Annotated in this window: 14 protein-coding genes; 5 read left to right on the forward strand and 9 right to left on the reverse strand. The window is 58.0% G+C overall.

Going from position 1 to position 12,781, the window contains the following annotated elements:
* Positions 1-210: 210 nt before the first annotated feature.
* Entirely contained in the window at positions 211-855 is a 645-nt protein-coding gene (locus FCH38_RS07850; protein WP_153514985.1) for an MBL fold metallo-hydrolase, read from the forward strand.
* Positions 856-942: 87 nt separating this feature from the next.
* Here the strand turns inward: FCH38_RS07850 and FCH38_RS07855 are convergent, their stop codons facing one another.
* The 4 genes from FCH38_RS07855 to FCH38_RS07870 form a co-directional block, all read right to left on the reverse strand.
* The gene (locus FCH38_RS07855) at positions 943-1,158 is read right to left on the reverse strand and encodes a cold-shock protein (RefSeq protein ID WP_003494703.1); all 216 of its coding nucleotides are present in this window, start codon (positions 1,156-1,158) and stop codon (positions 943-945) included.
* A 447-nt stretch (positions 1,159-1,605) separates the two neighbouring features.
* Positions 1,606-2,508 (reverse strand): DMT family transporter, encoded by a 903-nt coding sequence (locus tag FCH38_RS07860; protein WP_149900069.1) that lies wholly within the window; start codon positions 2,506-2,508, stop codon positions 1,606-1,608.
* Between the two features lie 181 nt (positions 2,509-2,689).
* Complete coding sequence (locus FCH38_RS07865) at positions 2,690-2,998, reverse strand: hypothetical protein (RefSeq protein WP_149900070.1); 309 nt, start codon at positions 2,996-2,998, stop codon at positions 2,690-2,692.
* Between the two features lie 145 nt (positions 2,999-3,143).
* Positions 3,144-4,073, reverse strand: coding sequence for an EAL domain-containing protein (locus tag FCH38_RS07870; RefSeq protein WP_149900071.1), 930 nt, complete (start codon positions 4,071-4,073; stop codon positions 3,144-3,146).
* Positions 4,074-4,295: 222 nt separating this feature from the next.
* Here FCH38_RS07870 and FCH38_RS07875 point away from each other — a divergent pair, with 222 nt between their 5' ends.
* Complete coding sequence (locus tag FCH38_RS07875; protein ID WP_149900072.1) at positions 4,296-5,498, forward strand: pyridoxal phosphate-dependent aminotransferase; 1,203 nt, start codon at positions 4,296-4,298, stop codon at positions 5,496-5,498.
* A gap of 53 nt (positions 5,499-5,551) precedes the next feature.
* Here the strand turns inward: FCH38_RS07875 and FCH38_RS07880 are convergent, their stop codons facing one another.
* The gene (locus tag FCH38_RS07880) at positions 5,552-6,658 is read right to left on the reverse strand and encodes a calcium:proton antiporter (RefSeq protein ID WP_149900073.1); all 1,107 of its coding nucleotides are present in this window, start codon (positions 6,656-6,658) and stop codon (positions 5,552-5,554) included.
* Positions 6,659-6,855: 197 nt separating this feature from the next.
* On the opposite strand from FCH38_RS07880, the gene FCH38_RS07885 reads away from it, so the two are divergent.
* Positions 6,856-7,122 carry a DUF2188 domain-containing protein gene (locus FCH38_RS07885; RefSeq protein ID WP_149900074.1) on the forward strand — a complete coding sequence of 89 codons (267 nt, stop codon included), beginning with the start codon at positions 6,856-6,858 and terminating at the stop codon, positions 7,120-7,122.
* Between the two features lie 109 nt (positions 7,123-7,231).
* Here the strand turns inward: FCH38_RS07885 and FCH38_RS07890 are convergent, their stop codons facing one another.
* Positions 7,232-8,176, reverse strand: coding sequence for a LysR family transcriptional regulator (locus tag FCH38_RS07890; protein WP_174373413.1), 945 nt, complete (start codon positions 8,174-8,176; stop codon positions 7,232-7,234).
* An 89-nt stretch (positions 8,177-8,265) separates the two neighbouring features.
* Here FCH38_RS07890 and FCH38_RS07895 point away from each other — a divergent pair, with 89 nt between their 5' ends.
* Together FCH38_RS07895 and FCH38_RS07900 are read left to right on the forward strand one after the other, a co-directional pair.
* On the forward strand, positions 8,266-9,303 hold the full coding sequence (locus tag FCH38_RS07895; protein ID WP_174373414.1) for an NAD-dependent epimerase/dehydratase family protein: 1,038 nt from the start codon (positions 8,266-8,268) through the stop codon (positions 9,301-9,303).
* Positions 9,303-9,692, forward strand: coding sequence for a DUF6220 domain-containing protein (locus FCH38_RS07900; RefSeq protein ID WP_174373415.1), 390 nt, complete (start codon positions 9,303-9,305; stop codon positions 9,690-9,692). The genes FCH38_RS07895 and FCH38_RS07900 overlap by 1 nt, the downstream gene beginning before the upstream one ends.
* A 54-nt stretch (positions 9,693-9,746) precedes the next feature.
* On the opposite strand, the gene FCH38_RS07905 is transcribed toward FCH38_RS07900, so the two are convergent.
* The 3 genes from FCH38_RS07905 to FCH38_RS07915 form a co-directional block, all read right to left on the reverse strand.
* A complete protein-coding gene (locus FCH38_RS07905) occupies positions 9,747-10,859 on the reverse strand; it encodes an alkene reductase (protein WP_174373416.1) in 1,113 nt (370 codons plus the stop codon).
* Positions 10,860-10,986: 127 nt separating this feature from the next.
* A complete protein-coding gene (locus tag FCH38_RS07910; RefSeq protein ID WP_149900079.1) occupies positions 10,987-11,277 on the reverse strand; it encodes an ArsR/SmtB family transcription factor in 291 nt (96 codons plus the stop codon).
* A gap of 602 nt (positions 11,278-11,879) precedes the next feature.
* Positions 11,880-12,776, reverse strand: a complete 897-nt coding sequence (locus FCH38_RS07915; RefSeq protein WP_003513405.1) for a LysR family transcriptional regulator VtlR — start codon at positions 12,774-12,776, stop codon at positions 11,880-11,882.
* Positions 12,777-12,781 lie beyond the last annotated feature (5 nt).

Consider the following 12,781-nt stretch of genomic DNA (forward strand, 5'->3'; position numbering starts at 1 on the left):
GAGCTACAACGTCGCAGCCACCCGGGCGTTCCACATTTTTCGACGGCTATTGCCGTTTTTGGCCAGGGGTTAATCGCTATCTAATTGAATTTTATTGTGATTTTCAAGGTCAGTCTGACAGCGGAAAAGCCGTATCTTTTCTCCGCCATTGTGCTGGAACCGGTCGCGGTCTATAGGAAGCGGGATTTGTCGGACAAGGAGATACGGGATATGGGAAAGTTGCAGGCGGGCATTATTCCGGTCACGCCGTTCGAGCAGAACTGCACCATCCTCTTCGATGAGGACACCAAGGAGGGTGTTGTCGTTGATCCCGGCGGCGATGTGGACGTCATCCTCCAGGTCGTCGCTGAAAACGGCATCACGCTCAAGGAAATCTGGCTGACGCACGGGCATCTCGACCATGCCGGCGGTGCCGAGGAATTGCGTGCGAAACTCTCGCTGTCGGTCATCGGTCCGCATGAGGACGACCGGCCGTTGCTTGAGAGGATCGAGACGCAGGCCGAGAAATATGGCATCACCGGTCTTCAGAACGTCGTGCCGGACAAATGGCTGAAAGACGGCGACAGGGTATCCTTCGGGGGCCATGTCTTTGAGGTCTATCATTGCCCGGGCCATGCGCCTGGTCATGTCATCTATTATAATCGCGAGCAGCAATTCGCCCATGTTGGTGACGTGCTGTTTGCTGGGTCGGTGGGGCGGACCGATCTGCCCGGCGGAAACCATGAGCAATTGATGGCGTCCATTCGCGACAAGCTTTTGCCGCTCGGCGACGATGTCGGGTTCATCTGCGGGCATGGCCCGGGCGGGCGGCTGGGCGATGAACGCCGCAACAATCCCTATCTTCAGGGGCTCTGAGTGCCTTATGTATGGTGCGTGGGGCAGGCATAAAAAAACCCGGCATTCCTGCCGGGCTTCAACTAGAAAAGAAAGCCGTTTTTAGGGTCAGCCAGCAATCTGCAGATTGACTGCCTTCGGGCCCTTGCCGCGACGATCCGGTTCCGTGTCGAAGCTCACTTTCTGATTTTCTGAAAGTCCGGACAGGCCGGAAGCCTGTACAGCAGAGATGTGAACAAAGATATCAGCGCCACCATTGTCTGGCTTGATGAAGCCGAAGCCTTTGTCTGTATTGAAGAATTTTACGGTGCCAGTTTCGGCCATGCATCAGGTCCTTTTCGCTCTGCCCGCGTTCAGCTACAGGCAGCATTACAGTTTTGCCCCGCGAGGGCGTTGGCAGGCAGCTCTTGACTATTGAGAAAAAGGACCTTCACAGCGGGAAGTAATGGCGTTCTCATCCAACGTTTTTCGTCCCACCGCCCGAGGTTTATAGCGTCCCCAGTGCGCAAATTTTATAGGCCTTCCCATGCTCGCAAATTGCCCGAACCGCAGTAGATTGATGCGTTTATGGAAAATTGGCAAGCAAAAGTTTTCACGGGCTTTTTGTCAGATAAAAAACCTGCGGTAGAATTATAGCGTGTAATCGCACATTTTTTTCGCATAAGTGATACTTGATGAAATAATTGCCGGTTGGTACGGGTGTTCCCGGCAAAAAATTGGATGCCGAAACGCGTTTTTTCCGCCGAGTGAGAAAAAACGGTTCTTTTTGCGTCAGGCAGTTCCAGCCACGGTTTTTTGCCGCTTTCGCGTCAGTTCCGGTACCAGTTCCACGATCAATATGGCGATGAATATGATCAGGCATCCGACATAACCGGCACTGGAAATGGCCTCATTCAGGAAAAGCGAGGCCATCAAAGCGCCGAAAAGCGCCTCCGAGGACAGGAATATCGCCGCCTGCGGCGCCGTGGTGTAACGCTGGCCGATGACCTGCAAGACGAAGGCGAGGCCGGAGGAAACGAGGCCGACATAGAGGATTTCCGCCAGCGACGCCTCGATGGCCGCCAGGCTGATCGGTTCGAAGACGATGCCGATCATGCAACTCAGGAGAGCGCAAACCGCAAATTGTGTGCAGGAGAGCGCCAGTGGTCGTCCGCTCTCGGAGACGAAGCGTCCCGCCAGCGTGATCTGAATCGCCCAGAAGAAGGCGCAGATGATGCTGAGAATATCGCCCCGGGTCAGTGTCTCGAACGCGCCGCCAGACAGAAGGAAGATGCCGCCAAGCATCATCAGGGCGCAGGGCCAGACGACCCAATGGGGATGACGCCGGTAAAGGACGACGGCGATCACGGGTACGAAAATGACGTAAAGCCCGGTCAGGAAGGCGGAATTGGTAACGGTCGTCGTTAAAAGCCCGACCTGCTGGGTGGTGGCGCCGCCGAATAGCGCCAGACCCACGAGGATGTAGCTACCGATTTCCCTACGGCGCGGCGGTGATTTTTTCGACCGGGTTTCCATCATGGCAAAGGGCAGCACGGCGATTGCGGCGATGGCGAAACGCAGGCCGACAAACCAGAACGGACCAATGGAGGCCATGGCGGAGGATTGGGCGACGAAACCGCCTCCCCAGATCGCTGCGGCGAGCAAAAGCAGCATATTGGCCTGAATACGCGTCATGATTGGCACCAGCACACAAGGGGCCGGAAGATCATTCAATCGGCCTTGGCAATTCGGGGATTTTTTGAAATGTCGATCAGACGGTTTCCCGGGTGCTTTAGCAGTAACCTGCCGGTGCCGCAAGCCGGCGGAAGGCGGTCACTCTCACAGGCGCGACTGCCACGGCTTTTGGAGCCCCGGCTTATTTGTAGCGGCGGGCTTCGTCCTTGAGGCTCCGCCGGGTAAGCGTCAGGCCGCCGATGCCGAGGCCGATGAAGGCCGCCGCCGACAGGATGATGAGCAGGACATGGGGACCGGCCTGCGACGTGGCCGCTTGCGGGATCGAGGCAGTTTGCAATGTATCGACGGCTTGGGCCGCCGCATTGGCGGATGTCGCGATACCCGCAGCCATGGTGACGATGACAAGAAAAGCAGCCGCCGCCATCCAGAGGGAAAACAGCGTTCTCTGCGCCCTTAACCTTTCAACGGAAGTCCGGTCGTTGGTAAACATGGCGATTGCCTCTTGTCCCTGTCCATGAACGATAAAAGAGGCTTCGAAATGGACGGCTTGGAGACCGAATTCTGGCGTTCCGCGGTATTTATTGCGGCAATATTGTGGCAAACGGGATTACAGGGGGTGCCTGCCGCAGATAACCTCAGAGGCCGCGTTTTCCGAAGGTGCGGGTCGGGCGCTGTGGATGCGGCTCAGTCGGGCGCTCTTCACGGAAAAATGGCGGCATCGTGCCGTTCCGGTCCGTCCGCGGCGCAGTGTTGAAATAGGCGCTGCCGAGTTCGGGAAAACGTGCGTCGAAACTTGTAGGTGCGAGTTCCGGCTTGGCGAGAGCATAACCCTGCATCAGCAGGACGCCGAGATCTTCACACAGATCGACCTGCCAGGCGCTCTCCAGCCCTTCGAATACCGGCTCTATTCCATCGTCGCGAAACTGGCTGACGATGACGCGCAGGAGGGCGGCGCCGGCTGAATTCTGCATGAAATCACGCACCCAGCCCGCTTCGAATTTCACATAATCGGGCTTGATGAGTTTTACCCGGTCGATGTCGGAATCGCCTGCACCGTAATCGTCCAGCGCCACGCGAAAGCCGATGTCGTGCATGTGGTAGGCGAAGTCTGCGACCATCTGCGTGTCGGAGGCTTTTTTCTCGGAGATTTCGCAGACGATGCGGTCTGCCGTCATGCCGGCTTCGTGGGCGGTAAGCCGCATGCGCTCCACTTCCTGCCGCATCTTGGCGGGGGTCTGGAACAGGCCCGGATGGAAGTTGACGAAGATGCGGGCGCGGGAACGGTTGAGCCTGCCGGTATTGAGAATGTGGATCGTGCGCAGGATGCTGTCGATATTCTCGATATCGTCAGGCTCCACCAGCGAGAAGAACTCGCCTGGCGTCACCGGTTCGCCATTGCGATGGGGCCGTACCAGACCTTCGAAGGAATCGATGTCGAGCGCGCCGCTCGTCGTTCGGCGAAAGATCGGCTGCAGGGCCGATTTCAGGTTGAATGTTTGGTAGGCCGTGGACCATGTGCCATCGACCTCGCGGACAAGACTGGAAAAGATGCTTTTGGGCGCCATTTTTCAACCAGCTATAGAGACACGACCCCTAGGCTCGCGAATGTAGCGTATCAAGCGTTACTTCCGGGTTAAGGAAGGTTAAATTCTCCGCTACGGCACATAAGCCGGCTTTTGACCTTGAAAGAAGGCCAGTCTTTCGACATAGAAAATGCCGCAGATGACAAGTTTTTCAGCCTCTGCCCCAGCCTCTGTCGATGTCAACCACAACAGGACCGATTAAAAATGGCCTTCCTTGCCGACATTCTCTCCCGCGTAAAGCCATCCGCCACCATCGCTGTTACCCAGAAAGCCCGCGAGCTTAAAGCGAAGGGCCGCGATGTGATCAGCCTTGGCGCCGGCGAGCCGGATTTCGATACGCCCGAAAATATCAAGGAAGCGGCCATTGAGGCCATCAAGCGCGGCGAAACGAAATACACGCCCGTTTCCGGCATTCCGGAACTGCGCAAGGCCATCGCCGACAAGTTCAAGCGCGAAAACGGCCTCGACTACAAGCCGGAGCAGACGATTGTCGGCACGGGCGGCAAGCAGATCCTTTTCAACGCCTTCATGGCCACCCTCAACCCGGGTGACGAAGTCGTCATTCCCGCACCTTACTGGGTCAGCTATCCGGAAATGGTGGCGATCTGCGGCGGCACGCCTGTATTCGTCGACACCACGCTTGAAGACAATTTCAAGCTGACCGCGGAAGCGTTGGAAAAGGCGATTACGCCGAAGACAAAGTGGTTCGTCTTCAACTCGCCTTCCAACCCCTCGGGTGCCGCCTATTCGCATGACGAGCTGAAGGCGCTGACGGACGTGCTGGTCAAGCATCCGCATGTCTGGGTGCTGACGGACGACATGTATGAGCACCTGACCTATGGCGATTTCAAATTCGTCACCCCGGTCGAGGTGGAGCCTGCGCTCTATGACCGCACGCTGACGATGAACGGCGTCTCCAAGGCCTATGCCATGACCGGCTGGCGTATCGGTTATGCGGCCGGCCCGCTGCCGCTGATCAAGGCCATGGACATGATCCAGGGCCAGCAGACCTCGGGCGCCAGCTCGATTGCGCAATGGGCGGCTGTCGAGGCGCTGAACGGCACGCAGGACTTCATTCCGGCCAACAAGAAAATCTTCGAAGGTCGTCGTGATCTCGTCGTTTCCATGCTCAACCAGGCCAAGGGCATCAATTGCCCGTCGCCGGAAGGCGCATTCTACGTCTACCCGTCCTGCGCCGGCCTGATCGGCAAGACCGCGCCGTCGGGCAAGGTCATCGAGTCGGATGTGGATTTCGTCTCCGAGCTTCTGGAAGCCGAAGGCGTCGCCGTCGTACAGGGATCGGCTTTCGGCCTTGGCCCGAACTTCCGCATTTCCTACGCCACGTCGGAAACGCTGCTGGAAGAGGCCTGCAAGCGCATTCAGCGCTTCTGCGCCGATTGCCGCTGATCGGTTGATACAGTCTTGAAGGAAGCCCGGCAGCAATGCCGGGCTTTTTTCGTTTAAAGCCCGAGAAACAGCAGCATGATGAAGGTGGCGAAGAGGATGAAATGTGTCATTCCCTCAATCGCATTGGTCTCACCGTCATTGAGATTGATGGCGGCGGCGATGAGGGTGATGAAGACCATCACGGTTTGAACCGGCGTCATCGCCATGATGAAGGGCTGGCCGGTGTAAAGCGCAATACCTTCCATGACAGGCACGGTGAGAATGACTGTCGACAGTGATGCGCCCATGGCGATGTTGACCACGGCCTGCATGCGGTTGCGCAAGGCTGAGCGGAGCGCGGTGAGGATTTCCGGCGATGCCGAAATCGTCGCCACCACCACTGCCATCAGCGCCGGTGGCGCGTTAGTGCCTTCAAGGCTGACGCTTAAAAAGCTCGACATGAATTCCGCCAGCACGCCGATCAGCACCACGCCGGCGATAATGAGGCCGATGGAGAGCGGCACGCTGCCTTCGTCCTCTTCCTCCGCGTGGCTGTCGGATGGTTGACCGGCTGGGTGCGCCTTGCGGGGATAGGCATAGCTGAAGAAATAGCTGTGCGGGCCGACCTGCATTTTCAGGAACAGGGCATAAAGCGCAATCATCGCGACGATGGTGAAGGCTGAATAGACGTGCCAGCTCTGTTCCGGAATGAATTCCGGCACGATCATCGAGATGCCCATGGCGGTGAGGATCATCACACCGTAGGTCCTGCCGGAATCGTCATTATAGGACTGTTCGCCGTGGCGCAGCCCGCCGAGGAGAGCGGCGAGGCCGAGAATGCCGTTGATATCGATCATTACGGCGGAATAGATCGTGTCGCGTACCAACGTCGGCGAATTGGATTCATTCATGATGATGGCGAGGATCAGCACTTCCACCGCCACCGCCGAGAGCGTCAGGATCATCGTGCCATAGGGATCGCCGACTTTGGCGGCGAGGATTTCGGCGTGATGGGCAACTCGCATCGAGACCAGAACGATGAGCCCGATCAGGGCGATCGCGGCGATGAGCGATGCCGTTTTCCCGCCTTCGAATATTGCATGTTCGGCCATATAGGCGGCGATTGCTGCTGGTATCGCCAGCAGCAATATGCGCTCCTGCTTCAGAATAGAACCCACCATCGATTTCCCTTCCCCTGATAGTCGCAGGCTGTGACGTATCGTCCCTCAGATCAAGCAGGATTTGCGCTTGAGTGCTTTTGGTAGGATAGTGGTGCCGTCAAGGACATGCTGCTCATGCCGTGTTGTCCCCTGTCGGGTGCAATGCTTGAAGCGCGGTTGTGGTTGCCATGTCGCCGACTGAAACAGGAGGAACATGCATGACCAAAGTGGTGTATGAAGTCGTGGAACATGACGGTGGCTTCGCCTACCGCATGAACGGCGCTTATTCCGAAACTTTCCCTTCCTATGCGGATGCCGTCGAGGCTGCGCGTATCGTTGCCGCCGAACAGCAGGTGGGCGGCGATGACGAGGAAATCAGCTATCAGGACGAACGCGGCCAATGGCATGAAGAATATAGCCAGGGCGGCGACCGGCCGGAAGCCGAGGTCGTGGACAAGACTTTACCGCCGGCCAGACCGTTTTGATGAAAGAGCCGGCATTTCCGGCGAAATCCGCATCATCTTCCATGTTCCGCCAGTTGGTTTTCAAGTCATCGCGGACGAGACGCGCTCGGCAACCCGTTCTCGAGTAATCCTAACGCCGCTGCGGCGGAGCGCCCGGATCGGTCTCCTTGAGATGCGCCTTCAGGCCTTCGACGAGGGCGCTGAACACGGCACGGCATCGCGGCGAGGTCTTCAGATTTTCATGCATCGCCACCCAGGTGTGCAGCGGGATGTCTATACCAGGAAGAACCTGCACCAGCCGAGGATCCTTGCGCGCGAGACCGATCTGGCAAACGCCGATGCCAGCGCTGGCGCGGATCATGGCAAGCTGGGCGAGATTGCTGTCGGCGCGGATTTCGAAGCAGATGTCTTCAATGTCGGGTATTTCCGGATCAAGGGCGCGCATTCGCTGAATGGCCGCCCTGATGAAAGGCGTCTTGCGGTCGAAACCGACCATCCGGTGCTCGTTTAATTCTTCCATGATCTTTGGAATGCCGGCTTTCGCCAGATAGTCGCGCGTCGCATGAAAGCCCAGACGGAAATTGCCGATGTAGCGCATGACGATCGCATCCTGCTGCGGTTCGGTCATGCGGATGGCGATATCGGCTTCGCGCCGTAAAAGGTCTTCCAGCGTATCCGATAGCGAAAGCTCGATCTCGAGCCGCGGGTGAATCTCCTGCATGACCGCGATGATGGGCGGCAGCATTTCCACGCCGATGATGTCAGACGCGCTGATGCGCACTGTGCCTTCGATCTTGCCGACTTCGCCGGAGGCCGCCCGCATGAGCGCTGCCGCTGTCGCCGCGAGATTTTCCGCATAGGGCCGGAGCGCAAGGGCAGCTTCCGTCGGCATCAGCCCGTGCGGTGAGCGGATGAACAGCGGAAAACCGACCGCCTCTTCCAGAGCGCCGATATGACGCCCCGCAGTCGGTTGTGTAATGCCCAGTTCACGCGCGGCCGCAGACAGCGAGCCGTCGCGCAGCACGCTGAGGAAGGTGCGGTAAAAATCCCAGCTGACATCCCGGCTCTTGATCATAAATTTTTGTATACCTGCTCCACTCATTTCGACAATTTCGTATATCGCGCGACGGAACGATACTCCAGCCAGAAAACGGAGTGTTGGTCATGATAGATGAAAACCACGCAAATACAGCAGAGAATAACAAGCCTCTGGCGCTGATTGTCGGGGCGAATGGCGGCGTCGGCAGCCATGTTGCGAAGATGCTGTTGCAACGCGGCTGGCAGGTGAGGGCGCTGACGCGCCAGCAAGCATCATCCGGTGCGTCGGACGGTATCGAGCGTGTGACCGGCGACGCGCTGAACCGACGGGACGTGGTGGAGGCCGCGAAAGGGGCAACGCTCATCGTCCATGCGGTCAACCCTCCGGGATATCGCAACTGGGACAGGCAGGTGCTGCCGATGCTCGACAACACCATCGAGGCGGCTGAGGCTTGTGGGGCGAGGATCGTGTTTCCCGGCAGCGTCTATAATTTCGGCCCGGACGCTTTTCCGCTCCTGACGGAAGACAGCCCGCAAAAACCTTTCACCCGCAAGGGTGCGTTGCGGGTGGAGATGGAGCGGCGGCTGAAGATGGCGTCGATGCGCGGCGTGCCGGTGCTGATTGTCCGCGCCGGGGATTTTTTCGGACCAGACGCGAAAAACAACTGGTTTTCGCAGATGCTGGTGCGACCGGGCAAGCCTGTCCGCAGTGTTCAGAACCCTGCGGCACCCCATTCCGGACATCAATGGGCCTATCTGCCTGATGTGGCGGAGACGATCGGCCGGTTGCTCGACCGCTCGGACGAACTACCGGCTTTCGCCGTTTATCACATGGAAGGTTTCTGGGATTTCGACGGGTTGCAACTGGTTGCGGCAATCGAGCGGGTCGTTGGTCACCCGGTCAAGATGCGGCGGCTTTTCTGGCCGGGCATAAAGCTGGCCGCGCCTTTCGTTCCCCTGTTTCGCGAAGTGCTGGAAATGCAATATCTCTGGCAGATGCCGATCCGCATGAGCAACCGCAAGCTTGCGGATTTTCTCGGAACGGAACCACGGACGCCGATTGATGCGGCCGTCTCGGCGACATTGGCGAGACTCGGCTGCCTCGCGCAGGTGCAGCAACCGGCGAGCCTCCATCATCCGGCGGATGCCGGGGGCAGGGTGTGATGGCCACTGTGGCAAACGGGATGTCAGCTCGGCGTCGCTTGTTCGCGGTGATTTCGGCGGGTGTGCCGGTGTTGATTTTCTTGCAGGTGCTGCTGGCGGGGTTGTCGATCTATTATGACGGATCGCTGCTTTCGGTGCACAAGGGGCTCGGCATGTTTATCGCCGTCCCCATCTCGTCGCTGGTCTTCCTGGCGCTGCGTTATGACGATCTGCGGCCGAACCTCAAACGTGCGCTGGCGCTGCTTGCGCTCTATTGTCTGCAGGTGGCGCTGATGAGCATCGGCCGGGAAGCGGGCAATGGCCTTCTGCAGGCGCTGCATGTGGCCAATGCCTTTGTCATGGGGGCTTTTTCCGATTTCGCCGCCCGGCAGGCACGCGCCGCATCCTGAAACGCAAAACGCCGCACTGCGGAGAAGCAGTGCGGCGTTTGGCTTTGTCAATGATCAGCCGAGCGCGGGATAGTCGGTATAGCCTTCTGCACCGCCGCCATAGAAGGTCGGCTGGTTCGGATCATTCAGCGGTGCATCGTTCTTGAAGCGGCGCACCAGGTCCGGATTGGCGATGAAGGCCTTGCCGAAGGCCACAGCATCGACCTTGCCGCTTTCCACGGCTTCGATGGCGCTTGCACGGTCGTAGCCGTTATTGGCAATCCACAGGCCCTTGCCGCCGGCATTGCGATAAGCGCCCTTGAAGGCGGCGTAATCAAAGGGCTTGTCACCCTGTTTGAAATCACGCGGGCCACCCGTTGCACCCTCGACGACGTGGATGAAGGCGAGATTGCGCTTGCCGAGTTCAGCCGACACATAATTGTAGAGCGGCTGCGGGTCGGCCTCGAAAATATCGTTGGCAGGGGTGACGGGGGAGAGGCGGATACCTGTGCGGCCTGCGCCGATTTCTTCCGTAACCACATCCACCACTTCCAGAAGGAAGCGGGCGCGGTTCTCGATCGAGCCACCATAGTCGTCGGTGCGCTGGTTGGTGCTGGATTTCAGGAACTGCTCGATCAGATAACCATTGGCGGCATGGATTTCGACGCCGTCGAAACCAGCTTCCAGCGCGGCACGGGCGCCGCTGCGGTAATCTTCAAGGATGAGGCCGATATCGTCGATGGTGAGCGCGCGCGGTTCGGAGGTTTCCGCAAAAGCACCGGTGCCGTCATCATTGATGATATAGGTCTTCGACTTGGCGGGGATGGCGGAAGGAGCGACCGGCTGGCCGCCATGCGGCTGCAGTGAGGTATGCGAAATGCGGCCCACATGCCAGATCTGCGCGACGATCTTGCCACCGGCCGAATGCACACCGTCGGTGATCTTCTTCCAGCCCTCGATGGCTTCCTGCTTGTAGAGGCCCGGAACATCCGCATAGCCCTGACCCTGCTGGGAAATCGGCGTGCCCTCTGTGACGATCAGCCCGGCTGTGGCGCGCTGCTCGTAATAGGTGGCGTTGAGGTTGTTGGGAATTGCGCCCGGCGAACGGTTGCGGGTCAGGGGAGCCATGACGATACGGTTGGCGAGTGCGATATCGCCGGCCTGTGCCGGTTCGAAAAGACTGGTCATGCGACTTCACTTTCTGGTCGGTTGGCGAAATTGCGCTTAAGGCGCGCTGTCTTTCGGTCTGGGTGCCGGACTGAAAACCGTTTGGTGGTTTCCGGTTCGGCACCCCAGGGCTCAAAGCTTGGGAGGCTCAGAGATTCGCGTGCAGATAATTGCGGAACGCGTCGATGGTTTCCTCGTTGCGTTCGAAAAACACCCATTGCCCGACCTTCTTCGACCTTATCAGGCCGGCTGCCTGCAACACCGCCAGATGCGATGAGACGGTGGATTGTGACAGGCCGCTGATCTGGAACTGGTTGGCGCACACACCCATGCTGAGCGGATGGTCCTGACAGAAGTGACTTTCGGGGCTTTTCAGCCATTCAAGGAACTTCAGCCTTGCGGGGTGCGAAAGAGCTTTGAGGATTTCCTCCGGGTTCATCGGTATTTCTTCAATATCTGGCATAAACGATATTTATATCGATGATTTACGATATACAAATCACGTATCCGTGAGGCCTACTAGGGGGGCCAGGAGCGCTTCCCAAAAAAGAAGGCCGCTGGATGTCTCCGCGGCCCGATAAGTTTGAAGGTTAAAACCTCCAGAGGGGAACAGCTGTCTCGTGCCTTATGGGAGCGTGACAGCCAACTAAAATATGGGAGCGCTAATAATGCAAAACAAGGTTGCATCGTGCGATATTTCGCCAAATTGGGGAAAATTCTTGCGGGTAAAAAAAGAGGGCCGCCGGATAGATCCAGGGCCCTTTAAGTGTGAAGGTCAAAAACCTCCAGAGGGGAACAGCTGATGCGGTGGAACTGGGAGGAAAAGCCACCGTGTGCATCAGCTGAGTGCGATATGATGCTTATTTGTGCACGAAACAACTCTTTTTTGTGCAGGTCAGGCATGCGCATGATGCAGGCCTCGATATTTCCGGTATATTTTATGTGCAATGCTGGTTGGCAAAAGGTCTGGCGCGCGACCGCGCCAGACAGATCAACCGTCTGAATTAGTATGATTTTTTATGGTGCTGGCCTATTTAAACGTCAGAAATTCCAGTTTCGGGCTTTTGCCACGACAAAGTCTCTGAAGGCTTTCAGTTTTGCTGCGTTTTTCATCTCGTCCGGGTAACAGAAGTAGGTATCGAACGAGGGAATATCTGCCGCGAGCGACAGCTGGATCAATCCCGGATCGCGGCCGACAATGTAATCCGGCAAACAGGCTATGCCTATTCCCAGCAGACAGGCGCGTTTGATCGAGGTCTGGCTGTTGATCTGCAGATGCGGAATGCGCGTGTTGTCCGAGGAGCGACCGGCATTCTCCAGCCAGTTGACATCAAGCAGGTAGTTGGGTGCTGGTTCACCGAACGAGATGATGCGGTGATTGTCTAAATCCTCGATCGACTGGGGTTCGCCGTGGCGATTGATGTAAGACGGCGCGGCATAGACGTGCATATGCACTGTAAACAGCTTGCGCTGGATGAGGTCCGATTGCTGCGGCTGGCGCAGGCGGATGGCGCAATCGGCGTGACGCATGTTCACGTCCAGCTCCTCATTGTCGAGGATGAGCTGGATCGACATTTCCGGATAGAGTTGCAGGAACTCCTGCACCTTGTCCGTCAGCCAGCCCTGGCCGAGACCAACCGTGGTCGTCACGCGCAGCTTGCCGCTCGGCTTCTCCGTCGTTTCGGTCAGCTGCATCTTCACCGTTTCGAGCTTCAGCAGCACGTCATGGGCGGTGCGGTACAGCAACTCGCCCTGCTCGGTAAGAATCAGACCGCGAGCGTGGCGATGGAACAGCTTGACGCCGACATCCTGCTCCAGCGCGCTGACCTGACGGCTGATGGCCGACTGGGACAAATGCAGCTTGTCGGCAGCGTGGGTGAAAGACCCTGCTTCGGCTGCGGCATGAAAAATGCGCAGTTTATCCCAGTCCAATGGCATTGCCA

This window comes from Agrobacterium tumefaciens, assembly GCF_013337285.1.
Lineage (GTDB): Bacteria > Pseudomonadota > Alphaproteobacteria > Rhizobiales > Rhizobiaceae > Agrobacterium > Agrobacterium burrii.